Genomic DNA, 25207 nt, shown 5'->3' with positions numbered 1-25207 from the left:
ACCGTTCCGATCCTGCCTTTGAGCTTGGTTTTCGCCCCCAAACCCTTGCGCCCTAAAGCTTTTGCGCGTTTCTCCGATAACCCCGTTAGCAGCCCGGCGAACGACGGTTCGCTCGCGAAAGCGAGCCGCGCCTTCGTGTTTCGAGCCGGCGCGGACGTTCGCAGGCCGGAAAAAGCCGGGGCAGACGCGGGAGCGACACGGCGACATGCCGCGTGCTTCGCGTCGCGGGGGATACAGGTTGCAGGCGGCGCGGGTGAGGGCTTCGAGCCACGCTCGCCGGCTGCATGGATTTGCACGGGACGAGACGGGGCCGGGGCACGCGCGAACGCGCGCCCCGGCTAACCGGGGCGAGAAGCCGTAACAGTCGTCGAGACAGGAGCCATCGATGTTTTCGCAGGGACAGGCGGGAGCCAACGCATATGCGCGCGTCGGCGTTCAGACCGGCGTCATGGGAGCCAGCCCGCACCGGCTCATCGTGATGCTCTATCAGGGCGCGCGGCAGGCCATCGCGCAGGCGCGCATGCATACGCAGCAGAACAACGTGGGCGCGCGCGGCCAGGCGATCGGCAAGGCAATCAGCATCGTCGAAAGCGGGCTTCAGCAGGCGCTCAACAAGGACGCGGGCGGCGAAATCGCGCAGCGGCTCGACGCGCTCTATTCGTACATGACGCGGCGTCTTTTGCAGGCGAACATGGAGCAGAGCGAGACGATGCTCGTGGAAGTCGACAATCTGCTGGCGACGCTCGAGGAAGCGTGGGTCGGTATCGGACCGGAAGTGGCGCAAATGACCGCCGCAGCCGTCTGAACGAAAAACGGTGGGCGACTGCCGCAGAAGAATGAAAACGACAGAAGAATACTTCGCTCACTACGAAGCCATTGCCGCGCTGTCCGCCCAGATGCTGAGAGCGGCGCGCGAAGGCGACCTGGGCGATTTGAAGGCGATGCAGGGCACGTATCGCGACCTCGTCGAGCAGTTGAAGGACGCCGATCACGCATCGGCGCTCGACGAGACCGCGCGGGCACGCAAGCTGGACCTCGTGAAGAAGATTCTCGCCGACGACGCCGCCATCCGCGACCTGACATCGCCGAGTCTCGCGCGGCTGTCCGCGCTCTTCGCGGTCAACAGTCCGGCGCGCGTGCTCAAAAAGATGATAGGACTGCGTTAGGCAGACACGCCGCGAGGCTTCGCGGACGTACTTGAGGAATCTCGGCATGACAGGATTCGACTCCGCGATAGCAACGCTCCTGGCCGGCCGCTCGGACCTCGTCCTTTCCGCGATCCGCGCGGCCGACGCGGTGAACGGCGCGGCGGGCGCCGCCGCGGGACGCACGACGACGCAGGCGGGCACGTCCGCCACGGTCGATACGCCCGACACGCCGGAATCCGGCGCGGCGGGCGCGGGCCCGGCGGCATCGGCGCAGACCGAGCTTTCCAGCGTCGCGCGCACGCTCGACGTGATTTCGCGCTTGTCCGGCACCGCGTCGGCCGTTATCGGCGACGCGCCGTTATGGCCGACGCCGCCGCACCCCGCGAGCGCGTTCGCCGCGCTCACCACCGGCCTTTTCGATACCGCTTTCTCGTCGAACGCCGCTGCCGTCGCGGCGGCGCGCGCCGCGAGCCAGAATTTGCCGCCGCTGCCGGCGTCCGTGCTGGCGGGCGAGCTGGCGAAGACCGTCGGCGAAAGCGGGCTCTTCTACGAATCGCATCTCGCGCAATGGCTCGCAGGCCAGCGCACCGCAGCCTCGCTCGGCAACGAGCCGCAGGCCCGCGTCGATCCGCGCGCGCTGTCGCTGCCGTTCGATTTTGCGAGCGAAGGCGCGCCGGACGGGGCGCATGCCGCGCCGGCGTTCTTAGCGTCGCCCGTTTTCCCCGATCTTCACGACAACGCCCCGCCGACGCCCGCGCGCGCCGTCGAGATGCCGCAGACGCCGCAGCAGGCGGCGGCGCTCGCCGCGTCGGTGCGCGACGCGCCCGCGTCGGCCCTTTCGAATTCGCAGAGCGGAGCCGCGAGCGCGAGCAGTGCGAGCGCGCAGCCCGCGCCGTCCGGTTCGGGTTCGGCGATGCAGGCGTCGGTGGCGGCGGGCGTGCATCCGGCGACGCTCGACATCGTGCGCCAGCAACTCGATCTTCTCGCGAACGGGCAGTTCCGCTGGCAAGGCGAGGCGTGGCCGGGCACGCGCTTCGAATGGGAAATTGCCCGCGAGCCGCGCGATGCCCGCGCGCCAGAACCGGCGGCGGACGAGCGCGCGTGGCGCACCCGCGTCACGCTGTCGCTGCCGGCGCTCGGCACCGTGGACGCCGAACTGGTCCTGAGCGGAGAGAAGCTCGTCGCGCGCATCAATGCGAGCGACAAGGGCGCGGCCCGGCTCGCGGCGGATGGCGCGGCGTTCGCGCGTCAACTGGATGCGGCGGGCATCGCGCTGGCGTCGTTTTCGGTGCGTTCGATCGACGGCGCGGCGGGCACCGATGTCGCGCACGACACAGGCCATGCGGCGCCGAAGCCGGTTCGGTCGCCGCTCGAACATCTGTTTCGCGCGTCGCCGCGCAATGAAGGAGGCGCGACATGAGCACGCCGTATGGCCGCAAGCAGGCGACCGCGCTCACCTACGAAGCCGGCAATCGCGAAGCGACGCCGCGCGTCGTCGCGAAGGGCTATGGCATCGTCGCGGAGATGATCGTGCAGCGCGCGAAAGAGGCGGGCGTCTACGTGCACGAATCGCCGGACATGGTCTCGCTGCTGATGCAGGTGGACCTCGACGCGCATATTCCGCCTGCGCTCTATCAGGCGGTGGCGGAACTGCTTTCGTGGGTGTATCGGCTGGAGAACGAAGAGCCGTTGCGGGAGGCGGGGCGGGCGGTGCGTTGAGGGCGCGGTGCAATTGTTTGCGCTTCGGCGGCTGCCCGTTTGCCGACGAGAACGCATGGCTGCGTAGCCTCTTGCGTTGAATCGAGTGCGGCGATCGTGTGCTTTTCCGCTGCAAGCACCGCTGCCTAGACCGGCTGGGCGCCTTTCGTCGGGGTCGGTCTCCGGCGCTTCCTTTTTCGAAGCGATCTTGAAATGCCATTGGCTGTGCGGCGCACTGTCCGGCGCCGGGCATTTTTCGCAGCTTGGTCGCGTGGGCTCTGGCGGTGAGCGTCTTCGTCGGTCGCTTGATACCGACGGCCTGGCCGCGAAGAGCGGCGGCGCGGCCGCTTCTCCTTGCAGCGCGGCCTTATGAGCAGGGCGTCGCTGTTGACCCAGTTCATTTGTTCGCATCACTACGCGCCCCCCAGGGCAGCTGGAACGCCCCCTTGCACGGTTCTGCCCGCCGTCGCACTAGCCAAACGCCCGCGCCACGATCCCCGCGTGGTCGAACCGCGCCGGCAGCGTGCCGTAGACGCGCCCCGTTTCGCCGCGCGCATCGCCGAGACGCGTCTCGATGAACGCCTGCGCCACGTCCTCCGGCGCATGACGCGCGAGCAACACGCCCTGCGCACATAACACCAACTGCTGCGCGATGCGCCGCGCCGACGCTTCTCTTTCCGATGCATCGCCCGTCAGCATTCCGATGAGCGCGCCGAGCGCCGCGCCCAGCGCCGGATGCGCGGATGCCGCGTCGCGCCAGTCATCGAGAAGCGCGTGCGCCGCGTCCTGCTCGCGCTCGAACGCGCGCAGCACGTCGAGGCACATCACGTTGCCCGAGCCTTCCCAGATCGAATTGACCGGCGCTTCACGATAGAAACGCGCCATCGGGCCCGATTCGACATAGCCGTTTCCGCCCCAGACTTCCATGGCTTCGCCGGTGAATTCGAGCGCGCGCTTGCAGACCCAGAACTTCGCGGCGGGCGTCACGATGCGCCGCCACGCGCGCTCGGCCGGCGCGCTGCCCGCCGCCGCGCTGCGTTCGAACGCGCCCGCGAGCCGCATGAACAGGAGCGTCGCGGCCTCGGATTCCAGCGCGAGATCCGCGAGCACGTTGCGCATCAACGGTTGATCGACGAGCCGCGCGCCGAACGCGCTCCGATGCCGCGCGTGATGAATCGCCTGCACGAGCGCCGCGCGCATGAGCGCCGCGCTGCCGATCACGCAGTCGAGCCGCGTGAAGTTCGCCATTTCGATGATCGTCGGCACGCCGCGACCTTCTTCGCCGACCATGACGCCGTAGGCATCGAAGAATTCGACCTCGCTGCTCGCATTCGAGCGATTGCCGAGCTTGTCCTTCAGACGCTGCACGTGAACCGCGTTCTTGCGGCCGTCCGGCGCGAAACGCGGCACATAGAAGCACGACAGCCCGCCTTCGGCCGAAGCGCGCGCGAGCACCAGATGCGCGTCGCACTGCGGCGCGGAGAAGAACCATTTGTGGCCGACGAGCCGGTATTCGCCGCCGCGCCCGCCCGCGCCGAGCGGCTCGGCGCGCGTGCGGTTGCTGCGCACGTCGGAGCCGCCCTGCTTCTCGGTCATGCCCATGCCGATCATCATCGACCGCTTGCCGGCTTCGAGCGGAATGTCGCGCGGATCGTGTTCGCGCGACAGCAGCGGTCCGGCGAGCCTCGCGTACAAAGCCGGCTCGTTGCGCAACACCGGAATGCTGGCGAACGTCATCGTGATCGGACACAGCGAACCGGATTCGAGCTGGCCGTGCAGAAAGTAGCTCGCGCAACGCGCGGCCATGGAGCCGGCGCGGGCGTGCGGTTCGAACGGCAAAGCGTGCAGGCCGGCGTGCCGCAACCGGCGCAGGAGTTCGTGCCACGCGGGATGGAATTCGATCGCGTCGATGCGCTCGCCGCGCGCATCGTGCGTCGCCAGTTCCGGCGTATGGCGGTTGGCCAGATGGGCGAGCGCGAGAACATCGGGCTGCGTGAGCGCGCAGCCGTCGCGCGAGAGGGCGTCGGCGTGCCAGCCGGCGCCTTCGCGCTCGACCGCCGCCGCGAGCGCGCAATCGGTGGCGAACGCGTCGTAACGCTCGAGCGGCGGCGCCTGATTCGCGACCTCGTGCGTCTGACCGAACCGGCTGGCGGGTGCATCGGCGGATGAAGCATTCATACAGCGGTCTCCTGTCTCGGGCGGCGTCGGAGCCATCTCGAATTCATGAATCATAGGCCGGCGTTTCGGCGCACGGGTAGAGGCATCGCTCTCTTCATTGGCGGCCGGACGCGAGCGCCCGGTTGTCACAGCGGCGACAAGTTTTCTGAGGCGCAGTCCTAAAGGCACGAGAGCTGAGACAAATCCGATTGTTCAGTCCGCCATGCCGACTTGCAGGACCCCGAACCTATAATCGTTCGGCCTGAGTCGGGCGCTCGGCCCGGTGCAACAACGCATTTCTGGAAGTCTTCTCAATGAGCATCAACCTCAATCAGTCGGTGCAGGGCGCTTTGAACGAAAGCGTGTTGCAGCATCTCGCCGCGCGCGTCGGCTGCGCGCCCGAATCCGCCAAGCGCGTCGTGTCGCTGTGCGGGCCTGCGCTCATCGGCTCCATGATGAACAAGGCGTCGTCGCTCGACGGCGCGCGCAATCTGTTCAACGCGGTCATGTCGCCGGCCGTCAACACGCATATCGCCGAAGAACTGCCGCACTTCGTGCTGAACGACGACGGCATGCAAACGCTGCTGGCCACGAGCGCATCGGTGGACGGCGCGGTTGCCTCGCACGACAACGTCAACGCGCTCAGCGAACGCATCGCCGAATATTCGGGCGTGCCCGCGCACGTCACGCGCGTCTTGGCCGGCGTGGTCGGCGCGACCATTCTCGGGCTGCTCAAGCGTCACTTCACGCAGCACAACGGTCAGGTCGGCCAGTTGCCCACGCTGCTCGGGCACCAGTTGCCGGTCGTTCGCGCGAACATGACAGACGCCTTCGCGCAGGCACTTGGTCTCGGCTCGGTCGGCGCGTTTCTGGCGGGGGTGGCGTCGCGGCTGAAGGCAGTGTCGTCGCATCTGGAGCATCCGTCCACGCAGGAAGCCGCCGCGTTCCCGATTCACAGCGACCTGTACCCCGCGCCCGAGACCGAGGAAAACAAGGACAAGTCGAACAAGCGGAAGTGGCTGTGGGTGGCGAACGCCGCCGCGCTCGCGCTGTTCGCGGCGTTGGTCGCGCGCGGCTGTTCGACGGAAGAGAAGCACAAGGACGCCGCGCACGATGCGCAAGCGGACGCGTCGGCTTCGGGGTCGGCTTCCGGGGCGGCTTCGGATTCCGCTGTTGCTGCCGCGTCGTCCGACGCTGTGGCGAGCGGCGCGGCCGTGGCCAGCCAGGCGTCCATGCCGACGCTGCTGCCGAGCAAGAACGCGCTCGCCGCGATCACCGTCGATGCGTCGGGCGTGCCGACCGTCAAGGCGACCGTCGGTAGCGACGAGGAGCGTCAACGGCTGATCGACCTGATGTCGGCCAAGTTCGGCGCGGACAAGTTCCACGCGAACGTCGCGGTCGACCCGGACACGAAGCCTTCGGCATGGCTCGACAAGCTCGACACCCTCGTGCCCGTGATGACGCTGCCGGGCGCGCGCGTGCAGATAGACGGCGACAAGATAGAACTGGCCGGCAAGGCCGCTGACGCCAAACTCGGCTGGCTGGAAAAGCTGAAGGCGCTGTTCGGCTCGGGCTGGAACATCGGTCTCGCTTCGGCGCAGGCGGACGCGGCGGCTTCCAATGCGGCGGCGGCATCGGCGGCATCCGCAGCATCGGCGGCCGCGCCTGCATCCGCTGCGGCAACTGCGGGAACGTGCTCCGCACCCGCCATCGCGCGAATGCTGAACCTCAAGCCCATCCACTTCCGCACCGGTTCAAATACGCCGCCCGCCAGCGCGATGGCCGCGCTCGCGAAGTCGGCGCAGGCGCTGAAAGACTGCGACGCCCACGGCGCGCCCATCATGCTGCGAATCGCCGGCTATTCCGACAACACCGGCAGCGCGGCGCTGAACGTCGAACTGTCGAAGAAGCGCGCGGAAGCCGTGCGCGGCTATCTGGTGAAGCACGGCATTCCGGCCAGTTCGTTGAAGGCCGAGGGTCTCGGCGAAGTCAATCCGATCGCCGACAACTCGACGCCGGCGGGCCGCATGGCGAATCGCCGTATCGAGTTCACGGAAGTGAACTGAAGCGGGTCGAGCAAGACGGGCGCGTTGCTTCGCAACGAAGATCAGCCGCCCGCATCCGCCTTCTTGCCCCGCCTGCGGGCGAATCCATCGGCCAAGAAGTCCTGATCGAGGTTGGCGGGCAGCACTTCCCGCGCGACCTCGATCCACGCTCGCGCCGCATGCGACAGATAGCCGTTGCGCCGCCAGCCGAGCGCCATGTCCCAGTGAATCTCCGGCGCGACAACCGGCCGGCACGTGAACGCGTCGGTGTCGAGGCGTCGGCAATACGGCGCAGGCAGCAGCGCGATGCCGATTTCCGCCTGCACTAGCGCCGCCATGAAATCCCAATGCCCGCTGCGCCCGACGATGGTCGGCGTGAAGCCCGCCGCGCGGCACGCGTTCATCACGATATCGTTGAGCGCCAGGCTTTCGCCATAGAACACGAACGGCTCGGCGGCGAGATCCGCCAGCGGCACCTCGCGCACGTCTTCCCAGCGCGCGCCCTTCGGCGCGACGAGCCATAGCAACTGACGGCTGACCGGCAGCACGTCGAACATATCGGTATCGACGGGTTGCAGGACGCCGCCCAGTTCCAGTTCGCCATCCATCAGCGCGGCCTCGATCGCCTTCGATCCGCGCTCGAACAGCTTCAGCTCGACTTTCGGATACCGCCGCCTGAACGCCGCGATGGCCGGCGTGAAAAGCGAGCCGCCCATCGGCGGAATGCCGATGGTGAGCGTGCCGCGCCCAAAGGTGCCGAGGTCATTCAGTTCCGCCTCCAGCCGCGCGTGCGCCGCGAGCACGTCCACGCCGCGTTGGTAGACGATCTGCCCGGCATCGGTCAGCACCATCTGCCGGCCTTCGCGCAACAGCAGCGGCGAGCCGACTTCGTCTTCCAGCGCCTTCACCATCTTGCTGATGGTCGGCTGCGTGACGAACATGTGCTCGGCGGCAGCGGTAAAGCTCTTCTGTTTGACGACTTCGACGAAATACCGCAATGCGCGCAGTTCCATGATCGGCCTCGGATTCCGGATTGGAATGAAGTGAATAAGGTTAAGTCATTTTTATTATGGAAACGACGGCTCTATACTCGGCTACAGGTTAACCCTAATCGCACACCACGCCATGTCCGCCGTCCTTTCGAATGCAAGCACCGCCAACACTGCTCGCGCCGCTATCAGCCGGTTCGCCCGCGTCGCGGTGCAGGCCGGCGGCATCGCGGTGATCTGGTTCGTCGCCGATTTCGTCGCGCGCAAGCTCGCGTTGCCGGTGCCGGGCGGCGTGGTCGGTCTGGTCGCGTTGCTCGCGCTGCTGTTTTGCGGCGGCGTCGCGCCGCGCTGGGTGAAGGCGGGCGCGGACTGGCTGCTTGGCGACATGCTGTTGTTCTTCATCCCCGCAGCGGTCGCGGCCGTGCAGTACGGCGGCCTGTTCATGGAAGACGGCTGGCGGCTCGCGCTCGTCGTAGTCGCGGGCACGCTGATGGTGATGGTCGCCGTCGCGTTCGCCGTCGATCGCGCCGCGCGCCTCGAACGTCGTCTCGCGTTGCGCCGCGCGCTCGTCGCCCGTCACGCGCGCGCCTGAGCACGCGGCCATGCACCACTTCTACGCCTCGCTTCTCGCCGACGACGCCGCGCGCCTCATCGCCGCCGGCTGCTTCGTGCTGACGGTCGCGCTGTACTTCGCGTCGAAAAGTCTCTACGCGCGATTCCGCAGCCCGTGGCTCACGCCGATGCTTTCCGCGCCGGCCGTGCTCGCGCTGATCGTCACGACCGCGCGCATTCCGTATTCGGTCTACTTCGCCGACACGCGCTGGCTCATGTGGCTGCTCGGCCCGGCCACCGTCGCGTTCGCGGTGCCGATCTACGAATACCGCGCGCTTCTGAAGCGCCACTGGATCTCGCTGACGGTCGGCGTCACGGTCGGCATTCTGGTTGCCGTGGGCGGATCGCTTGCGCTCGCGAAGCTCTTGCATCTGTCGCCGGAATTGCAGCGCAGCCTCGCGACGCGCTCGGTGTCCACGCCGTTCGCGCTCGCCGTGTCCGACAAGATTCACGCGCCGAAAGACCTCACCGCGCTTTTCGTGATCGCGACGGGCGTCTGCGGCATGCTCTTCGGCGAGATCGTGCTCGCGCTCGTGCCGCTGCGCACGCGGCTCGCGCGCGGGGCGCTTTTCGGCGCGGCGGCGCACGGCGTCGGCACGGCGAAAGCGCGCGAACTCGGCAGCGAAGAAGGCGTGGTCGCGAGCCTTACGATGATGATCGCGGGCGTCGTGATGGTGCTGCTCGCGCCGGCGCTCTCCGCGCTGCCGTTCTAGGCGCGCGCATCGGTAAAATGCGGCTCACGCGGCGTCGATGATTCGAATCAGCGTGTGCTGAAACGCAAACGATCCAATAAGACTTTGCTACAATCGTCACTCGCCCCCGAGGAGCGTTGCGACGGTTGAGCGGCTTGCAGCAAGCCTCATCCGCCAGGCTCGGTGGCATTCAATCCGGACGGTTCCAAAGCGCCCTAAAAAGCGCCCCCGAGCCACCGCATTCGAACGGCGCTCACGTCAACATTTCTAGTCTTTTTTAGAAAGGAGGGCGTGATGAACGCCGCAGTTCTCGATTCCAACACCACCCAGGATTTCGTTGTCGCCGACATGTCGCTCGCCGCATGGGGCCGCAAGGAACTCGACATCGCCGAGACGGAAATGCCCGGTCTCGTGCAAATCCGCGAAGAATACAAGGCGCAGCAGCCGCTCAAGGGCGCGCGCGTCGCGGGCTCGCTGCACATGACCATCCAGACCGGCGTGCTGATCGAAACGCTGAAGGCGCTGGGCGCGGACGTGCGCTGGGCGTCGTGCAACATCTTCTCGACGCAGGATCACGCCGCCGCCGCCATCGCCGACGGCGGCACGCCGGTGTTCGCGTTCAAGGGCGAATCGCTCGACGAGTACTGGGAATTCTCGCATCGCATTTTCGAATGGCCGAATGGCGAATTCGCCAACATGATTCTCGATGACGGCGGCGATGCCACGCTGCTCCTGATTCTCGGCTCGAAGGCGGAGAAGGACCGCTCGGTCATCGCCAAGCCGACGAACGAAGAAGAAGTCGCGCTGTACAAGTCGATTGCGCGTCACCTCGACGCCGATCCGACGTGGTATTCCACGCGCCTTTCGCACATTCAGGGCGTGACGGAAGAAACGACCACGGGCGTGCATCGCCTGTATCAGATGGAGAAGGACGGCCGCCTGCCGTTCCCGGCCATCAACGTGAACGATTCGGTCACGAAGTCGAAGTTCGACAACCTGTACGGCTGCCGCGAGTCGCTCGTGGACGGCATCAAGCGCGCGACCGACGTGATGATCGCGGGCAAGATCGCGGTCGTGGCTGGTTACGGCGACGTGGGCAAGGGCTGCGCGCAATCGCTGCGCGGTCTGGGCGCAACCGTGTGGGTCACGGAAATCGATCCGATCTGCGCGCTGCAAGCCGCGATGGAAGGCTACCGCGTCGTGACGATGGAATACGCCGCCGACAAGGCTGACATCTTCGTGACGGCGACCGGCAACTACCACGTCATCAACCACGACCACATGAAGGCGATGCGCAATAACGCGATCGTCTGCAACATCGGTCACTTCGACTCGGAAATCGACGTTGCCTCCACGCGCCAGTACACGTGGGACAACATCAAGCCGCAGGTCGATCACATCATCTTCCCGGACGGCAAGCGCATCATTCTGCTGGCCGAAGGCCGCCTCGTGAACCTCGGCTGCGCGACGGGCCATCCGTCGTTCGTCATGTCGAACTCGTTCACGAACCAGACGCTCGCGCAGATCGAACTCTTCACGCAAGGCGACAAGTACGAGAACAAGGTGTACGTGCTGCCGAAGCATTTGGACGAGAAGGTCGCGCGCCTGCATCTGGGCCGCATCGGCGCGGAACTGACCGTGCTGTCGGACGAGCAGGCAGGCTATATCGGCGTCGACAAGAACGGTCCGTTCAAGCCGAACCACTACCGCTATTAATCGCACGCGGCGGCGGGGCCGGCGCGGATGCGCACGCATCCGCGCCGCGCTTTGCCCGAACGACGACAAACCGGAGAACCCTCGATGACCGTGCTGCTGACATGGCTGATCAACGCGCTCGCGCTGCTGATCATCACCTATCTCGTGCCGTCCATACACATTCGCAGTTTCGGCACGGCGCTGATTGTCGCGGTGGTGCTCGGGCTGATCAACGCCGTGCTGCGTCCGGTTCTCATCATCCTGACGTTGCCGGTGACCATCCTCACGCTCGGCCTCTTCATCCTCGTGGTGAATGCGCTGTGCTTCTGGCTGTGCTCGTCGCTGCTGAAGGGTTTCGAGGTCTCGGGTTTCTGGTCGGCGTTCTTCGGCTCGATTCTGTACAGCATCGTGTCGTGGCTTCTGTCGGCGCTCGTGTTCGGGCAGCGCAACTTCGGCTAGCCGCCGCGCTTTGTGCCACACATCATCATGAAACCCATCGAACTCTCATTCGAGTTTTTCCCGCCGAAGACGCAGGAAGGCGTGCAGAAGCTGCGCGCCTCGCGCGCGGAGCTCGCGAAGCTCGCGCCGAAGTTCGTCTCCGTAACGTTCGGCGCGGGCGGCTCCACGCAGCAAGGCACGCTCGATACCGTGCTCGAAATGGCGGCCGAAGGCTTGCAGGCCGCGCCGCATCTATCGTGCATCGGCTCGTCGCGCGAAAGCCTGCGCGCGATTCTCGGCGCGTACCGCGAGCACGGCATTCGCCATATCGTCGCGTTGCGCGGCGACCTGCCTTCGGGCATGGGCGAATTCGGCGAACTACGTTATGCGTCGGAACTGGTCGCGTTCATTCGCCAGGAGCACGGCGACTGGTTCCATATCGAGGTGGCCGCGTATCCGGAGTTTCATCCGCAAGCGCGTTCGCCGCGCGCCGATATGGAAAACTTCGCGCGCAAGGTGAAGGCGGGCGCCAACGCCGCGATCACGCAGTACTTCTTCAACGCGGACGCGTACTTCCGGTTCGTCGGCGAAGCGAAGAAGCTGGGCGTGGACGTGCCCATCACGCCGGGCATCATGCCGATCACGAACTTCTCGCAGCTCATGCGCTTCTCGGACATGTGCGGCGCGGAAGTGCCGAGGTGGATCGCGCGGCGTCTGGAAAGCTACGGCGACGACCGCGAGTCCATTCGCGAATTCGGTCTCGACGTGGTAACGGGCCTGTGCCGCCGCCTGATCGACGACGGCGCGCCCGGCCTGCATTTCTACACGCTCAACGGCGCGGCCGCGACCAGGACGATCTGCGAACGGCTCGGTTTTCAAAGCGCCTGAATCTCGCGTTTCTTGCATCACCCGCGCGGCGCTCGCCGCGCGGTTCTTCATTTCCTCCCGCACGCCCGACGTTTCGCGCTCCGACGCAATCCACCACGTGGAAAGTGGAGAAAACCCACCACGCGCGTAACATTTGTTCGTGCTAGTGTTGCGGCCGGCATTTTCGTCCGCTAACAAGGCGGTGGACGCGATCAAGTAAGATCGCGCTACGCCGGCCAAAAGCTGGCATTGACTTGGAGGAAACATGAAGAAAAATGGCCTGTTGCGAGTCGCCCGCATGTCGGCGCTCATGGGCGCCGTCGCCACGGCAACGCTTTTCGCGGCGAGCGCCGCGAACGCGGCAATCCCGAACAAAACGCTTGTTTACTGCTCGGAAGGCAGCCCCGCCGGTTTCGATCCCGCGCAGTACACCACGGGCACCGATTTCACCGCGAACACGTTCACCGTGTATAACCGCCTCGTCGAATTCGAGCGCGGCGGCACGAAAGTCGAACCGGGTCTCGCGGAAAAGTGGGAAGTCTCGTCGGACGGCCTGACGTACACGTTCCATCTGCGTCACGGCGTGAAGTTCCAGACGACGTCCTACTTCAAGCCGACGCGCGAATTCAACGCGGACGACGTGCTCTTCACGTTCAACCGCATGCTCGACCCAAACCAGCCGTTCCGCAAGGCGTACAACGTGCAGTTCCCGTACTTCACGGACCTGGGCCTCGACAAGCTGATCTCGAAGATCGAAAAAGTCGACCCGTACACCGTCAAGTTCACGCTGAAGGAAGTGAGCGCGCCGTTCATTCAGAACATGGCGATGGAGTACGCGTCCATTCTCTCCGCCGAATACGCGGACAAGCTGCTGAAGGACGGCAAGGCCGCGGACATCAACCAGTATCCGCTCGGCACCGGCCCGTTTATCTTCCGCAGCTATACGAAGGACGCGACCATCCGCTTCGACGGCAATCCGGACTACTGGAAGCCGAACGCGGTGCAAATTTCGAAGCTGATCTTCTCGATCACGCCGGACGCCGCCGTGCGCGTGCAGAAGCTGAAGAGCAACGAGTGCCAGGTGATGAGCTATCCGCGCCCGGGCGATATCGCGGCGCTGAAGTCGGCATCGAATGTGGATACGCCGTCGCAGGCCGGCTTCAACGAAGGCTACGTTGCGTATAACGTGACGAAGAGCAATCTCGGCAACGCCGACGTGCGCCGCGCGCTCGACATGGCGATCAACAAGAAGGCGATCATCGATTCCGTGTATCAGGGCGCGGGCCAGCCGGCCACCGCGCCGATGCCGCCGACGCAGTGGTCCTACGACAAGAACCTGAAGGCAAACGCGTACGACACTGCGAAGGCCAAGCAACTGCTCAGCAAGGCGGGTTTCCCGAACGGCTTCGAAATCACGCTGTGGGCCATGCCCGTGCAGCGCGCCTACAACCCGAACGCGCGTCTGATGGCTGAAATGATTCAGGCCGACTGGGCGAAGATCGGCGTGAAGGCGAACATCGTGTCGTATGAGTGGGGCGAGTATCTGAAGCGCGCGCACGCGGGCGAACACGACGCACTCTTGATCGGCTGGACCGGCGACAACGGCGACCCCGACAACTGGCTCGGCACGCTGCTCGGCTGCGATGCGGTGAAGGGCAGCAACTTCTCGAAGTGGTGCTACAAGCCGTTCGACGATCTCGTCGTGAAGGGCCGCTCGACCACGGATGTCGCCGCGCGCACGAAGGCGTACACCGACGCACAGCAGATCTTCGCGCAACAACTGCCGTTCTCGCCGATCGCGCATTCGACCGTCTATCAACCGGTCAGCAAGAAGGTGACGAACATGAAGATCGAGCCGCTCGGCTATGTGCGTTTCGATGGCGTCGGCCTGCAGTAAGTCTTGCTGGCGGAATGCTTTTTGCACTAAACCTTAACTAGTCGAAACACGTCCGGCGGCGCGGATCAAACGATCCGGCCGCCGGTAGCGTATTTATCCCCAAGAACGAACCAAAGGGCGATCATGTTCCGATTCGTTTTGCGACGCATAGGAATGGTGATACCGACGTTCATCGGCATTACGATTCTCGCGTTCGCGCTCATCCACCTGATCCCGGGCGATCCCATCGAAGTCATGATGGGCGAACGGGGCGTGGACCCGGCGGCCCACGCCGAAGCCATGAAGCGCCTCGGGCTGGACCAGCCGCTGCCGCTTCAATATTTCCACTATGTCGGCCACGCGCTCAAGGGCGATCTCGGCACGTCCATCATCACCAATACGAGCGTGATGGGCGAATTCATGGCGCGCTTTCCGGCGACCGTCGAGCTGTCCATCTGCGCGATGATCTTCGCGCTCGTCGTCGGCTTGCCGGCGGGCGTGGCGGCGGCGCTCAAGCGCGGCACGGCGGTCGATCACGGCGTGATGGGCACCGCGCTCACCGGCTACTCCATGCCGATCTTCTGGTGGGGCTTGATCCTCATCATGTTCTTCTCGGCGAAGCTCGGCTGGACGCCCGTGTCGGGTCGCATCGCGGTGGAATACGACATCCCGCACGTCACCGGCTTCATGCTGATCGACTCGCTCTTTTCGAGCGACGAAGGCGCGTTCACGTCGGCGCTCTCGCATCTGATTCTGCCGACCATCGTGCTCGGCACGATCCCGCTCGCGGTCGTCGCGCGCATGACGCGCTCGTCGATGCTCGAAGTGCTGCGCGAAGACTACATCCGCACCGCGCGCGCAAAGGGCCTTTCGCCGTTGCGCGTGGTCGTCGTGCATGCGCTGCGCAACGCGCTGATTCCGGTCGTGACCGTGATCGGTTTGCAGGTCGGCACGCTGCTCGCGGGCGCGGTGCTGACCGAGACGCTGTTCTCGTGGCCGGGCGTCGGCAAGTGGCTCATCGACGCCATTTCGCGCCGCGACTATCCGGTCGTGCAAGGCGGCATTCTGATGATCGCGACGCTCGTGATCGTCGTGAATCTGGTCGTCGATCTGTTGTACGGCGTGTTGAATCCGCGCATTCGCCATACTCGCTGAGGAAACATGATCCCCTACGCTCACACTTGTTCGCTGCCCCCCAAGGGGGCGCATGCCTCATTTGAGGCGGTTCGGCGCGAGGCATAACGAATGGCTGACGTTCAAAACAATATCCCGCCCGGCGCATTGACGCCGCCGTCCGGCCGCATGGTCGCGGCGCGCGAGTTCTGGGCGAACTTCTCGCGCAATCGCGGCGCGGTCGCGGCCGGCATCATCGTGCTCGTGCTGCTGTTCATCGCGATTTTCGCGCCGTTGATCGCGCCGCATAGCCCGATCGAGCAGTATCGCGACTACGTGAAAATCCCGCCCGCATGGCTCGACGGCGGCAACCGCATGTTCCTGCTCGGCACCGACGAAGCGGGCCGCGACATTCTCTCGCGCCTCATGTACGGCGCGCGGCTGTCGTTCTGGATCGGCTTCGTGTCGGTGGTGCTCGCGCTCATTCCGGGCGTCGTGCTCGGGCTGATGGCCGCGTTCTTCCACTGGCTCGACACGCCGATCATGCGCGTGATGGACGTGCTGCTCGCGCTGCCGTCGCTGCTGCTGGCGGTGGCTGTCGTCGCGATCATCGGGCCGGGGCTCGTCAACACGATGCTCGCCATCGCCATCGTCGCGCTGCCGGGTTACGTGCGTCTCACGCGTGCGTCCGCGCTCGGCGAATTGCAGAAGGAATACGTGACGGCATCGCGCGTGGCGGGCGCGAGCACCGCGCGGCTCATGTTCTCGCAAGTGCTGCCGAACTGCGCCGCGCCGCTCATCGTGCAGGCGACGCTCGGTTTTTCATCGGCGATTCTGGATGCCGCCGCGCTCGGCTTTCTAGGCCTCGGCGTGCAACCGCCCGCGGCGGAATGGGGCGCCATGCTCGCCTCGGCGCGCGATTACATCGAAAGCGCATGGTGGATCGTGACGATGCCCGGCCTCTCGATTCTCGTCTCGGTGCTCGTCATCAACCTGCTCGGCGACGGGCTGCGCGACGCGCTCGATCCGAAACTGAAACGGATGGCATGACATGACCGATCTACTGACTATCCGTAACCTGCAGGTGACGTTCGGCGGCACGCAAGCGGTCGATCGCATCAATTTATCCGTGAAGCCGGGCGAAGTGGTCGGCGTCGTGGGCGAATCCGGCTCGGGCAAGAGCGTCACGATGATGGCGCTGATGGGCCTCATCGATCATCCCGGCAAAGTCACCGCCGATCAGATCACCTTCGACGGCCACGACCTGCTGAAGGCATCGGCGCGGGCTCGCCGCAAGATCATCGGCAAGGATATTGCGATGGTCTTTCAGGACGCGCTCACGAGCCTGAACCCGAGCTACACCGTCGGCTATCAGATCAAGGAAGTGCTGCGACTGCACGAAGGCTTGCGCGGCGATGCGCTGAACAAGCGCGCTCTCGAACTGCTCGATCAGGTCGGCATTCCTGACGCGAAGAACCGCATCGACACGTTCCCGCATCAGATGTCGGGCGGCATGAATCAGCGCGTGATGATCGCGATGGCGGTCGCGTGCAATCCGAAGCTCCTGATCGCGGACGAACCGACCACCGCGCTCGACGTGACCATTCAGGCGCAGATCATGGAACTGCTCGTGCGCTTGCAGAAGGAACGCGGCATGGCGCTCGTGCTGATTTCGCACGATCTGGCGGTCGTGTCCGAGGTCGCGCAGCGCGTCGCGGTCATGTACGCGGGCGAGATCATCGAGACGAACCACGTGCCGGCCATTTTCAGCGAGCCGCATCATCCGTACACGGAGGCGTTGCTCGCCGCGATTCCCGAGCACAGCCGCGGCGCGGCGCGGCTCGCTGCGCTGCCGGGCATGGTGCCGGGCCGCGACGACCGGCCGAGCGGCTGTCTGTTCGCGCCCCGCTGCAAGTATGTGGTCGATGACTGCTGGAAGGGCAGGCCGCATCTGTATCAGCTCGACGCGCGCGATGCCGCCGTGCGCGCGCGCTGCATCAAGCCGCTGAATGTGGCGCAGGAAGTCGCGCAGGCGGTGCGCGCCGAACGCGAGGCGCAGATTGTCGAGGAGGGCGCGCGATGAACGCCGTACCGAAGGAGAAGACGCAGGACATCGTGCTCGCCGCCGACCGGCTCACGAAGCACTACACCGTAAAGCGCAGCATGTTCACGCAAGGCACGGTGAAGGCGCTCAACGGCGTGTCGTTCGAATTGCAGCGCGGTCGCACGCTCGCGGTCGTCGGCGAATCCGGCTGCGGCAAGTCCACGCTCGCGCGCCAATTAACGATGATCGAAGCGCCCACGTCCGGCCGGCTGCTGATCGAAGGCGAAGACGTCGCGGGCGCGAGCAAGGCGAAAATTGCGGAACTGCGTCAGCGCGTGCAGATGGTGTTTCAGAACCCGTTTGCCTCGCTGAATCCGCGCAAGACCGTCGAGCAGACGCTCGGCGAGCCGCTCGCGATCAACACGAAGCTCTCGTCGACGGAGCGCGCCGAGCGCATCGCGCAGATGATGCGCACGGTCGGCTTGCGGCCCGAGCACGCGTCGCGCTATCCGCACATGTTTTCGGGCGGGCAGCGTCAGCGCGTGGCGATCGCGCGGGCGATGATTCTCGATCCGCAGATCGTGGTCGCGGACGAACCCGTGTCGGCGCTCGATGTGTCGATTCAGGCGCAGATTCTCAATCTGTTCATGGATCTGCAGCAGCAGTTCGGCACGAGCTACGTGTTCATTTCGCACAACTTGTCGGTGGTCGAGCACATTGCCGACGATGTGATGGTGATGTATTTCGGCGGCATTGCTGAACTGGGCGACAAGAAGACGATCTTCGCGAATCCGCGACATCCGTACACGCGCTCGCTGATGTCCGCGACGCCCGCGATCTTCGAGGAAGACCGGCGCATCAAGATCAAGCTGCAAGGCGAGATGCCGTCGCCGCTCAATCCGCCGTCGGGCTGCACGTTCCATCAGCGTTGCCCGTATGCGATCGAGCGGTGCCGCGTCGAGGAGCCGGCGCTGCGGGTGGTCGATGGCCGTCAGGTCTCGTGCCATCGCGCCGAGGAGGTCGGTGAAGGCGACGCCTGAATCGCAGGCGGCGCGGCCGGTCGCTGACCGGGCGCGCCGCGTTGCATCGAGTGCGGCGGCGCTCGCGGTCTGCGCGGCGCTGTGGGTCGCGGCGTTGTTTGCTCGCGCGCGATGCATGGTTCTGGCATGGACGATGGCGGCCGCAATCTGCGCCGTCGTTTCACCCGCGAGTTTCGCCGTCACGGGATCGCGTGCGCCGCCGGGCGGCACGCCGCAACCCGCAGGCGAAGCCAGCGCGACCGACGTTCCGGATCCGCCCGCGCAGCCGTCGCGCGTGGATCGCAGCAACGGCACCACGGCGAGCGGCCCCGTGCGCGCGCAGCCGCCGCACATGCCGTTCTACGTCGCGACGAAGGGCGCGACGACGCTCTACGTGCTCGGCACGCTGCACGTCGGTTTCGCGAGCGACTATCCGCCCGAGCAGCCTTTCCGCCAGCCCATTCTCGCGGCGCTCTATGCGTCGCCGACCCTCGCGCTCGAAATCTCCCCGGACGAACTGCTGTCGTCGCAAGACGACGTGAACCGCTATGGCATGTGCCATAGCGAATGCCTGATCGACTATCTGCCGGATTCCATGTGGAAGAAAGTCGAAGCGCGCATGCGCAGCAATCCGGCGGCGCTCAAGGAACTGCGGCATACGCGGCCGTGGCTCGCGTCGATGCTCATCGAAACCTACGACACGCTGAAGGCCGGCTTCCAGAGCGAGTACGGCACCGAGGCGCAATTGCAGAACGTCTATCTGCGCGTGCGCGGGAAGATCGTCGGATTGGAAACGTTGAACGAGCAGATTTCGACGTTCACGCGACTCAGCTCCGCGCAGCAACGCGAGATGCTCGCGGAAGATCTGGTGCAGACGCCAGCCGAGAACATCGCCGACGTGAAGGAGCTGCATCGGCTATGGCGTATTGGCGATGCCGACGCGCTCAAAGCCTGGGACGACGCGAAAAGCAGCAAGCTCGCGCGGTCGAAGGCGCTCGCCGCGCAAGTGGACAACCGCGTGGTCTACGAGCGCAACCGGCGCTTCGTCGCGCGGATGGTGCAGCTCGCCGCGCCCGACAAGCCGGTGTTCGTGGCCATCGGCGCGCTGCATCTCGGTGGGCCGCGCGGCGTGCTCGAGTTGCTGAGAAAGCGCGGGTTCGTGGTCGCGCCTTCCTGACACCCAAGCGCGACCGCCGCATCAGATGAACATCAGCCAGTTCAGCAAGAAGATGTTCACGATCAGCAACGTCAGCGCGGTGGGCACCTGCACCTTGATGACCGCGTTCTTGTCCGGCAACTCCAAAAGCGCGGCCGGCACGATGTTGAAGTTCGCGGCCATCGGCGTCATGAGCGTGCCGCAGTAGCCCGAGAACATGCCGATGGCGACCATCGTCGCGGGATTGCCGTGGAACACGCCGACGAGAATCGGCACGCCGACGCCGCCCGTCATCACCGGAAATGCGGCGAAGCCATTGCCCATCACCATCGTGAAAAGCGCCATGCCGATGCAGTACACCGCCACCGCGACGAGCCGGTAATCCATGTTTACGTAAGCCGTCGTGACGTGCGCGACCGCCTTGCCGACGCCCGCATCCGAGAACACCAGCCCGAGCATGCCGAGCATCTGCGGCAGCACGGCGGCCCATGAAAGCGCGTCGATCAGGCGGCGCGTTTCGCGCATCGACTGGCCGACGGTATCGCGCGTCATCACGCACGCCACCGCCAGCGCGATCACGCAGCCGATGCCGAAGCCGATCAGCGTCACGTTCTTCAGTTCGATCAGCGGCTTGCCGCCGAACACGAGATGGCTCGCGCCGAGCGTGAGGATCACGGTGACGACGGGAATCGTCAGCGCGGGCACGAAGAGCTTGTTGCCGAGACGCATGGCGCTCTGGCGGCGCGTTTCCTCGGAGAGCATCTTGGGCTTCGCGCCGGTGACGCCGCCGAAGCCCGCGATCAGCGCCATCGCCACGACCAGCACGCCGACGACCGACACCGGCAGCCAGTCGCCGATCAGAAAGATGAGCGCATAGACGAGCCAGAACGTGCCCGCCGACAGCCGCCGCGGATGCGACTTGTCCGTGAGAATCATGCCCGCGACGACCACGAGCACGATGCCGACGAGATAGAACAGATAGTTGATGGTGAGCGTCATGCCTTTTCTCCCGCGACGTTGCGCGTCAGTGCGTCGAGTTCGCGCGTCAGTCGGCGGTCGAGCAGCCACAGCCGGAAACCGTGGATCAGGAACGCGCAGATGGCCGTCGGGATGCCCCAGACGGCGACGTGCATCGGTTCGACGACGATGCCCGCTTCCTTCAGGAACGTGACCATCAGCACGATCGCGCCGAACGCCACGAAGATGTCTTCGCCGAAGAAGAGGCCCACGTTGTCGGTCGCCGCCGCGTACGCGCGCAGCTTGAAGCGCACGGCGTCCGAGAGCTTGCCGTGACGCGCTTCGGTCGCGCCTTCGGCCATCGGCGCGAGAAGCGGCCGCACCATCTGCGGATGACCGCCCAGGCCCGTCAGCCCGACCGCCGCCGTCAGCTCACGCACGAGCAGATAGACGATCAGGAGACGCCCGGCCGTCGCCGCGCGAATGCTCGAAATCCAGATCTGCGCGCGCTCGCGCAGCCCGTGGCGTTCGAGCAGGCCGATCACCGCGAGCGGCAGCAAAATGATGAGCGGAATGTTGCGCGTCTTCAGAAAGCCGCTGCCGATGGCCGTGAGAATGCGCTCGGGCGGAAAGTGCGCCGCCAGGCCGGTGACGATCGCGGCGGCGGCCACGATCAGCATCGGATTGAAACGCAGCACGAAGCCCACGATGATGACGGCCACGCCGATGAGCGGCCATAAGTTGACTGCGGTTGCCATGAGATCTCCAAACGGTTTGTCGATTCAAACATCGCGCCTCGATGCGGGCGCGTGGTGACAGCGAACGACTATCGGCTCTTGCGGCCGCTTGCTAAAACGCCCCGGCAAGGCGGGGCGTTCGATGCTTCAATGAAGCTCAGGCGGCTTGAGCGGCGCGAACGCCGATGCCCGCATCCGCCAGCGCGCCGCGAATGCGCCGGGCGAATGCCAGCGCGTGCTCGCCGTCGCCGTGCAGGCAGATGGTCTGCGCGTTGAGCGGCACCCAGTCGCCCGAGACGGCCTGCACGCGCTGGTCGCGGACCATCGAGAGCGTGCGTTCGAGCACGGCGTCTTCGTCGTCGAGCAGCGCGCCCGGCTCCTTGCGCGGCACCAGCGAACCGTCCGCGCGATAACCGCGATCCGCGAACACTTCTTCGATGGCGACGAGCCCCGCGCGCCGGGCCGCATCGATCAGGCCGCTGTTCGCGAGACCGAAGACGAGCAGCGACGGATCGAAGTCGCGCACGGCGGCGGCGATGGCATCCGCGATGTCCGGCGTCCTGGCCGCCTGGTTGTAGAGCGCGCCGTGCGGCTTTACGTGCGCGATGCGCCCGCCTTCCGCCTTCGCGATAGCCGCGAGCGCGCCGAGTTGATACAGCACGCCCGCGTAGATTTCGTCGGGCGGCAGGTCCATTTCCTTGCGGCCGAAGTTCTCCGGATCGTGAAAGCTCGGATGCGCGCCGATCGCGACGCCCTTTTGCACCGCCCAGCGCACGCAGTCGCGCATGGCAGTCGCGCCACCCGCATGCCAGCCGCACGCGATGTTCGCGGAGCTGACGAGGTCGAGCAGGGCTTCATCGGAGCCGCAGCCTTCGCCGAGATCGGCGTTCAGATCGATCTGCATGATGATGTCGTTTGAAGTAGTCGTTGCGTTGGGTTGTCCTTCATCGCCCGATGCGTTCTTCGTGCATCGCGATGGCCGTTTCCACCTGGCTCACGTACTGGCGTTCTTCGGCGAGCGCGTGGCGCGCTTCCTCCACCGATGTCTCGACGAAGCGCACGCCGCCGTTCAGCCGCACTTGGGCGAGCTTCCACAAGTCGGCCTTGATGACCGCGCCGATCTTCGGATAGCCGCCCGTGGTCTGCGCGTCGCCCATCAGAATGATCGGCTGGCCGTTCGGCGGAACCTGAATCGTGCCGGGCAGCACCGCGTGCGAAAGCAGTTCCGTCTTCGCGCGGCGTTCCAGCGGCGTGCCCGCGAGCCGGAAGCCCATGCGGTTGCTGTTCGGCGTGATGGTCCATTCGTCGTCCCAGAAGTCGCGCTGCGAATCGTCGGTGAAGCTCGCGTACTCCGGGCCGCGCAGCACGCGGATCGGCGCGGCCCACGCGAGGCCGGGCGCGTGGCGGCCGCGACGCGCGGGTTCATCGACGAGAACGAACTTGCACCACGCGGGCGCTTTCACGCCGAACGCGGGTTCTTCCGGCGAGAACGCGATGCCTTTGTGCGGCTGCGGCACGCCCACCGGCAAGCGGTCGCCGTCGCGCAGCGCGCGTCCGCCGAGTCCGCCGAAGCAGGCGCCGAGATCGGTGCTGCGCGAGCCGAGCATCGGCAACACGTCGATGCCACCCGCGATGCACACGTAGCAGCGCATGCCGCGCTTGGCCGCCCGCAGCGTCAGTTCCTGGCCCGCGCGAACAGGCAGGCTCCACCACGAATAGACCGGCACGTCGTCGAGCGTCGCGCCGAAGTCCGTGCCCGTGATGGCGATGCGCGTCGCGCGCTTGAAGCGCAGCACGGTCGGCCCGAACGTCACTTCGATGCCCGCCGCATCCGGCCGGTTGCCGACGATGCGATTGCCGATTTCGAGCGACAGCGCATCGAGCGCACCGCCCGAACTGACGCCGAGATGCCGATAACCGGGGCGGCCGAGATCCTGCACCGACGAGAGCACGCCCGCGCGAATCACGTCGATCATGCGCGCACCTCCACGGCGATAAAGCGCACGCGGTCGCCGGGCTGCATCAGCGTCGGCGGATTGCGAGTCGGGTCGAAGAGCTTCACGTCCGTGCGGCCGAGCAGTTGCCAGCCTCCCGGCGAGGTCGCCGGATAGATGCCCGTCTGCGCCCCGCCGATGCCGACCGATCCCGCCGGCACTTCGAGGCGCGGCTCGCGGCGGCGCGGCATGTGCAGCGCGGGATCGAGCCCGCCGAGATAGGCGAAGCCCGGCTGGAAGCCGAGAAAGAACACGATGTATTCGGCTTGCGTGTGACGCTTCACCACTTCATCGACCGACAAGCCGACGTGCTCGGCCAGCGCCGCGAGGTCGGGGCCGTCGTCGCCGCCGTAGCGCACCGGAATGTCGATCTGCGTGCCTTCGGTGTCGGCGTGGCCCGCGACGTCCCATTGCGCGTCGAGTTGCGCCGCGAGGCTGTCGTAGTCGGCCTCGAGCGGATCGAACACGATCGTCAGATTGTTCATGCCCGGCACGACTTCCACGACATGCGGCAGCAGGCGCGCGTAATCCGCGAGCGTCCAGATGCGGCGCTGGCAGTCGATCGTGGCGGGCGGCGCGACGTCGCAGACGAGCGCGCTTTCGCCGAGCGGATAGATTCGTGGTCTGGTCATGCGTTCGAGTGTGTCCTTCGAGCACGGCGGCGTTTTCGTGGGAGACCGCTTTCGCCACGCCGTCTCGGAATGTTACATTGTCAATAAATTATCAAGAAATTATCAATACGCGTTTGTCTGGAGTGTGGCGCGAACGCATTGCGCTACACTGCGACGCACTTTTCTACGGTCATCGCCATGTCGCGTCAGCCAACCAAGATCGTGTCGTCCGAGCACCTCGTCTCCGAAACCAGCGCGGAACTGTCCGAATTCGAGTACGCGCTCATCATGGCGAGCAACGCGTTCAACCGATGGATGGTGCGCTGCATGTCGGCGGCGGGCGCGAAGGACATGACGGCGGTGGAAGTGTCGCTGCTGCATCACGTGAACCATCGCGACCGCAAGAAGAAGCTCGCGGATATCTGCTTCGTGCTGAATATCGAGGACACGCATGTGGCGACCTACGCGCTCAAGAAACTCGTGACGCGCGGCTATGTGACGAGCGAAAAGGCCGGCAAGGAAGTGTTCTTCACGACGACGCCGGCGGGGCGCGAGTTGTGCGGCAAGTACCGCGAAGTGCGGGAAAGCTGCCTGATTTCCGCGCTGCGCGAAAGCCGGCTGACCAACGAACAGATCGGCGAGGCGGCGCAACTGATGCGCAACGCATCCGGCCTTTACGACACCGCCGCGCGCGCGGCGGCGTCGCTCTAGGCGCGACTCAGTAACGCGCCGCTTCGGTGACGATCGCATCGAGCGGCATGTCGTGCGATTCGCGCGGCAGGGCGCCGAGCTTGCCCATTTCGTACGCTATGCCGATGGTCGCGGGCTTCTTCGCGACCGGCCACGCGGCGAGCGTGCGGTCGTAATAGCCGCCGCCGTAGCCGAGGCGGTATCGGTCCGAATCGAACCCGACGCACGGCACGAGCAGCAATTCGGGCACCACGACTTTCTCTTCTTCCGGCACCGGAATGCGATAGCGGCCCGGCTTCATCGGCGATTGCGCGTGCCATGCGTGAAAGGCCATCGGCGCATGCGGCTGCACGACGACGGGCAGCGCGGCCTCGCGATCATCGTCCGATGCGAGCCAATCCGCGATGACCGCGCGTGCGTCGAATTCGCCCGCCACCGGCCAGTAAAAACCGATGCAGCGGACCGCGCGCTCATCGAGCAGCGCGCGCAACCGCTCGGCCAGCGCCGCGTTGCGCGCCGCTTGCGCCGGGTCTTCGGCCTGCGCTTCTCGGCGCGCGAGCAGCGTGGCACGCAGGGCGCTTTTCGGCTCCGCGCGGACAGGTTCCGCGCAAACGTTGCGTGCTATGCTTTCAACCGATCTTTGGACCACCTCGCGCTCCAGTAATAACG

Annotated in this window: 25 protein-coding genes and 1 riboswitch; of the genes, 17 read left to right on the top strand and 8 right to left on the bottom strand. The window is 65.7% G+C overall.

The window, feature by feature from the left end; translation table 11 throughout:
- Positions 1-385 precede the first annotated feature (385 nt).
- Genes fliS through NCR34_RS13375 form a run of 4 tightly spaced genes read left to right on the top strand, consistent with a single transcriptional unit; the run spans position 386 to position 2867 of the window.
- The gene (gene fliS / locus NCR34_RS13390) at positions 386-805 is read left to right on the top strand and encodes a flagellar export chaperone FliS (RefSeq protein WP_175938522.1); all 420 of its coding nucleotides are present in this window, start codon (positions 386-388) and stop codon (positions 803-805) included.
- Positions 806-836: 31 nt separating this feature from the next.
- Positions 837-1166 carry a flagellar protein FliT gene (locus NCR34_RS13385; RefSeq protein ID WP_175938520.1) on the top strand — a complete coding sequence of 110 codons (330 nt, stop codon included), beginning with the start codon at positions 837-839 and terminating at the stop codon, positions 1164-1166.
- 46 nt (positions 1167-1212) lie between these two features.
- A complete protein-coding gene (gene fliK, locus NCR34_RS13380) occupies positions 1213-2568 on the top strand; it encodes a flagellar hook-length control protein FliK (RefSeq protein WP_248320698.1) in 1356 nt (451 codons plus the stop codon).
- Positions 2565-2867 carry an EscU/YscU/HrcU family type III secretion system export apparatus switch protein gene (locus tag NCR34_RS13375; RefSeq protein WP_206467213.1) on the top strand — a complete coding sequence of 101 codons (303 nt, stop codon included), beginning with the start codon at positions 2565-2567 and terminating at the stop codon, positions 2865-2867. Before fliK ends, NCR34_RS13375 begins: the two co-directional genes overlap by 4 nt.
- 450 nt (positions 2868-3317) lie before the next feature.
- On the opposite strand, the gene NCR34_RS13370 is transcribed toward NCR34_RS13375, so the two are convergent.
- On the bottom strand, positions 3318-5024 hold the full coding sequence (locus tag NCR34_RS13370) for an isovaleryl-CoA dehydrogenase (protein ID WP_248320697.1): 1707 nt from the start codon (positions 5022-5024) through the stop codon (positions 3318-3320).
- A 293-nt stretch (positions 5025-5317) separates the two neighbouring features.
- Here NCR34_RS13370 and NCR34_RS13365 point away from each other — a divergent pair, with 293 nt between their 5' ends.
- The gene (locus NCR34_RS13365) at positions 5318-7069 is read left to right on the top strand and encodes an OmpA family protein (protein WP_248320696.1); all 1752 of its coding nucleotides are present in this window, start codon (positions 5318-5320) and stop codon (positions 7067-7069) included.
- A gap of 41 nt (positions 7070-7110) precedes the next feature.
- On the opposite strand, the gene NCR34_RS13360 is transcribed toward NCR34_RS13365, so the two are convergent.
- Positions 7111-8061 (bottom strand): LysR family transcriptional regulator, encoded by a 951-nt coding sequence (locus NCR34_RS13360; protein WP_248320695.1) that lies wholly within the window; start codon positions 8059-8061, stop codon positions 7111-7113.
- Between the two features lie 112 nt (positions 8062-8173).
- Between NCR34_RS13360 and NCR34_RS13355 the strand changes: the two genes are divergently transcribed.
- From NCR34_RS13355 to NCR34_RS13305, 11 genes are all read left to right on the top strand, one after another.
- Positions 8174-8629: a CidA/LrgA family protein gene (locus tag NCR34_RS13355; RefSeq protein WP_248320694.1), complete on the top strand. Its 456-nt coding sequence runs from the start codon at positions 8174-8176 to the stop codon at positions 8627-8629.
- A 10-nt stretch (positions 8630-8639) separates the two neighbouring features.
- Positions 8640-9362, top strand: a complete 723-nt coding sequence (locus NCR34_RS13350) for an LrgB family protein (RefSeq protein ID WP_248320693.1) — start codon at positions 8640-8642, stop codon at positions 9360-9362.
- A gap of 102 nt (positions 9363-9464) precedes the next feature.
- Positions 9465-9603, top strand: a riboswitch (S-adenosyl-L-homocysteine riboswitch).
- A 32-nt stretch (positions 9604-9635) separates the two neighbouring features.
- Complete coding sequence (ahcY, locus tag NCR34_RS13345; RefSeq protein ID WP_248320692.1) at positions 9636-11057, top strand: adenosylhomocysteinase; 1422 nt, start codon at positions 9636-9638, stop codon at positions 11055-11057.
- Positions 11058-11141: 84 nt separating this feature from the next.
- Positions 11142-11495 (top strand): phage holin family protein, encoded by a 354-nt coding sequence (locus tag NCR34_RS13340; RefSeq protein ID WP_175938503.1) that lies wholly within the window; start codon positions 11142-11144, stop codon positions 11493-11495.
- A gap of 27 nt (positions 11496-11522) precedes the next feature.
- Positions 11523-12362: a methylenetetrahydrofolate reductase [NAD(P)H] gene (gene metF / locus NCR34_RS13335; protein ID WP_175938501.1), complete on the top strand. Its 840-nt coding sequence runs from the start codon at positions 11523-11525 to the stop codon at positions 12360-12362.
- Positions 12363-12606: 244 nt separating this feature from the next.
- A complete protein-coding gene (locus NCR34_RS13330) occupies positions 12607-14238 on the top strand; it encodes an ABC transporter substrate-binding protein (protein ID WP_175938497.1) in 1632 nt (543 codons plus the stop codon).
- Between the two features lie 123 nt (positions 14239-14361).
- The gene (locus tag NCR34_RS13325) at positions 14362-15372 is read left to right on the top strand and encodes an ABC transporter permease subunit (protein ID WP_175938496.1); all 1011 of its coding nucleotides are present in this window, start codon (positions 14362-14364) and stop codon (positions 15370-15372) included.
- A gap of 90 nt (positions 15373-15462) precedes the next feature.
- Positions 15463-16380: an ABC transporter permease subunit gene (locus tag NCR34_RS13320; protein WP_248320691.1), complete on the top strand. Its 918-nt coding sequence runs from the start codon at positions 15463-15465 to the stop codon at positions 16378-16380.
- A 1-nt stretch (position 16381) separates the two neighbouring features.
- Positions 16382-17413, top strand: coding sequence for an ABC transporter ATP-binding protein (locus tag NCR34_RS13315; RefSeq protein WP_206467201.1), 1032 nt, complete (start codon positions 16382-16384; stop codon positions 17411-17413).
- Positions 17410-18414 carry a peptide ABC transporter ATP-binding protein gene (locus tag NCR34_RS13310; RefSeq protein ID WP_175938490.1) on the top strand — a complete coding sequence of 335 codons (1005 nt, stop codon included), beginning with the start codon at positions 17410-17412 and terminating at the stop codon, positions 18412-18414. The genes NCR34_RS13315 and NCR34_RS13310 overlap by 4 nt, the downstream gene beginning before the upstream one ends.
- Complete coding sequence (locus NCR34_RS13305; protein ID WP_371747352.1) at positions 18359-19570, top strand: TraB/GumN family protein; 1212 nt, start codon at positions 18359-18361, stop codon at positions 19568-19570. The genes NCR34_RS13310 and NCR34_RS13305 overlap by 56 nt, the downstream gene beginning before the upstream one ends.
- Positions 19571-19591: 21 nt before the next feature.
- Here the strand turns inward: NCR34_RS13305 and NCR34_RS13300 are convergent, their stop codons facing one another.
- The 5 genes from NCR34_RS13300 to pxpB form a co-directional block, all read right to left on the bottom strand.
- Entirely contained in the window at positions 19592-20548 is a 957-nt protein-coding gene (locus NCR34_RS13300) for a DUF979 domain-containing protein (protein WP_206467199.1), read from the bottom strand.
- Positions 20545-21264 (bottom strand): DUF969 domain-containing protein, encoded by a 720-nt coding sequence (locus NCR34_RS13295; protein WP_248320690.1) that lies wholly within the window; start codon positions 21262-21264, stop codon positions 20545-20547. The genes NCR34_RS13300 and NCR34_RS13295 overlap by 4 nt, the downstream gene beginning before the upstream one ends.
- A 136-nt stretch (positions 21265-21400) precedes the next feature.
- Positions 21401-22147, bottom strand: coding sequence for a 5-oxoprolinase subunit PxpA (gene pxpA / locus NCR34_RS13290; protein ID WP_248320689.1), 747 nt, complete (start codon positions 22145-22147; stop codon positions 21401-21403).
- Between the two features lie 40 nt (positions 22148-22187).
- Entirely contained in the window at positions 22188-23219 is a 1032-nt protein-coding gene (locus tag NCR34_RS13285; RefSeq protein WP_248320688.1) for a 5-oxoprolinase subunit C family protein, read from the bottom strand.
- Positions 23216-23869: a 5-oxoprolinase subunit PxpB gene (gene pxpB / locus NCR34_RS13280; RefSeq protein ID WP_248320687.1), complete on the bottom strand. Its 654-nt coding sequence runs from the start codon at positions 23867-23869 to the stop codon at positions 23216-23218. Before pxpB ends, NCR34_RS13285 begins: the two co-directional genes overlap by 4 nt.
- A 177-nt stretch (positions 23870-24046) precedes the next feature.
- Here pxpB and NCR34_RS13275 point away from each other — a divergent pair, with 177 nt between their 5' ends.
- Positions 24047-24559 carry a winged helix DNA-binding protein gene (locus tag NCR34_RS13275; RefSeq protein WP_175938477.1) on the top strand — a complete coding sequence of 171 codons (513 nt, stop codon included), beginning with the start codon at positions 24047-24049 and terminating at the stop codon, positions 24557-24559.
- A 7-nt stretch (positions 24560-24566) separates the two neighbouring features.
- On the opposite strand, the gene NCR34_RS13270 is transcribed toward NCR34_RS13275, so the two are convergent.
- Positions 24567-25199, bottom strand: a complete 633-nt coding sequence (locus tag NCR34_RS13270) for a 5-formyltetrahydrofolate cyclo-ligase (protein WP_371747421.1) — start codon at positions 25197-25199, stop codon at positions 24567-24569.
- Positions 25200-25207 lie beyond the last annotated feature (8 nt).

This window comes from Caballeronia sp. GAWG1-5s-s (genome assembly GCF_023631445.1).
Classification (GTDB): Bacteria; Pseudomonadota; Gammaproteobacteria; order Burkholderiales; family Burkholderiaceae; genus Caballeronia.
The sequence above is the reverse complement of the archived record's forward strand: the minus strand, read 5'-3'. Positions and strand labels throughout refer to the sequence as shown.

Bases quoted from the DNA above. Each gene is read 5' to 3' on its own strand.
- fliK (WP_248320698.1), top strand. From the start codon at position 1,213: ATGACAGGATTCGACTCCGCGATAGCAACGCTCCTGGCCGGCCGCTCG.
- NCR34_RS13360 (WP_248320695.1), bottom strand. From the start codon at position 8,061: ATGGAACTGCGCGCATTGCGGTATTTCGTCGAAGTCGTCAAACAGAAG.
- pxpA (WP_248320689.1), bottom strand. From the start codon at position 22,147: ATGCAGATCGATCTGAACGCCGATCTCGGCGAAGGCTGCGGCTCCGAT.
- NCR34_RS13310 (WP_175938490.1), top strand. From the start codon at position 17,410: ATGAACGCCGTACCGAAGGAGAAGACGCAGGACATCGTGCTCGCCGCC.
- NCR34_RS13365 (WP_248320696.1), top strand. From the start codon at position 5,318: ATGAGCATCAACCTCAATCAGTCGGTGCAGGGCGCTTTGAACGAAAGC.
- NCR34_RS13375 (WP_206467213.1), top strand. From the start codon at position 2,565: ATGAGCACGCCGTATGGCCGCAAGCAGGCGACCGCGCTCACCTACGAA.
- ahcY (WP_248320692.1), top strand. From the start codon at position 9,636: ATGAACGCCGCAGTTCTCGATTCCAACACCACCCAGGATTTCGTTGTC.
- NCR34_RS13355 (WP_248320694.1), top strand. From the start codon at position 8,174: ATGTCCGCCGTCCTTTCGAATGCAAGCACCGCCAACACTGCTCGCGCC.
- metF (WP_175938501.1), top strand. From the start codon at position 11,523: ATGAAACCCATCGAACTCTCATTCGAGTTTTTCCCGCCGAAGACGCAG.
- fliS (WP_175938522.1), top strand. From the start codon at position 386: ATGTTTTCGCAGGGACAGGCGGGAGCCAACGCATATGCGCGCGTCGGC.
- NCR34_RS13295 (WP_248320690.1), bottom strand. From the start codon at position 21,264: ATGGCAACCGCAGTCAACTTATGGCCGCTCATCGGCGTGGCCGTCATC.
- NCR34_RS13320 (WP_248320691.1), top strand. From the start codon at position 15,463: ATGGCTGACGTTCAAAACAATATCCCGCCCGGCGCATTGACGCCGCCG.
- NCR34_RS13340 (WP_175938503.1), top strand. From the start codon at position 11,142: ATGACCGTGCTGCTGACATGGCTGATCAACGCGCTCGCGCTGCTGATC.
- NCR34_RS13305 (WP_371747352.1), top strand. From the start codon at position 18,359: ATGGCCGTCAGGTCTCGTGCCATCGCGCCGAGGAGGTCGGTGAAGGCG.
- NCR34_RS13325 (WP_175938496.1), top strand. From the start codon at position 14,362: ATGTTCCGATTCGTTTTGCGACGCATAGGAATGGTGATACCGACGTTC.
- pxpB (WP_248320687.1), bottom strand. From the start codon at position 23,869: ATGACCAGACCACGAATCTATCCGCTCGGCGAAAGCGCGCTCGTCTGC.
- NCR34_RS13370 (WP_248320697.1), bottom strand. From the start codon at position 5,024: ATGAATGCTTCATCCGCCGATGCACCCGCCAGCCGGTTCGGTCAGACG.
- NCR34_RS13285 (WP_248320688.1), bottom strand. From the start codon at position 23,219: ATGATCGACGTGATTCGCGCGGGCGTGCTCTCGTCGGTGCAGGATCTC.
- NCR34_RS13330 (WP_175938497.1), top strand. From the start codon at position 12,607: ATGAAGAAAAATGGCCTGTTGCGAGTCGCCCGCATGTCGGCGCTCATG.
- NCR34_RS13300 (WP_206467199.1), bottom strand. From the start codon at position 20,548: ATGACGCTCACCATCAACTATCTGTTCTATCTCGTCGGCATCGTGCTC.
- NCR34_RS13315 (WP_206467201.1), top strand. From the start codon at position 16,382: ATGACCGATCTACTGACTATCCGTAACCTGCAGGTGACGTTCGGCGGC.
- NCR34_RS13385 (WP_175938520.1), top strand. From the start codon at position 837: ATGAAAACGACAGAAGAATACTTCGCTCACTACGAAGCCATTGCCGCG.
- NCR34_RS13350 (WP_248320693.1), top strand. From the start codon at position 8,640: ATGCACCACTTCTACGCCTCGCTTCTCGCCGACGACGCCGCGCGCCTC.
- NCR34_RS13275 (WP_175938477.1), top strand. From the start codon at position 24,047: ATGTCGCGTCAGCCAACCAAGATCGTGTCGTCCGAGCACCTCGTCTCC.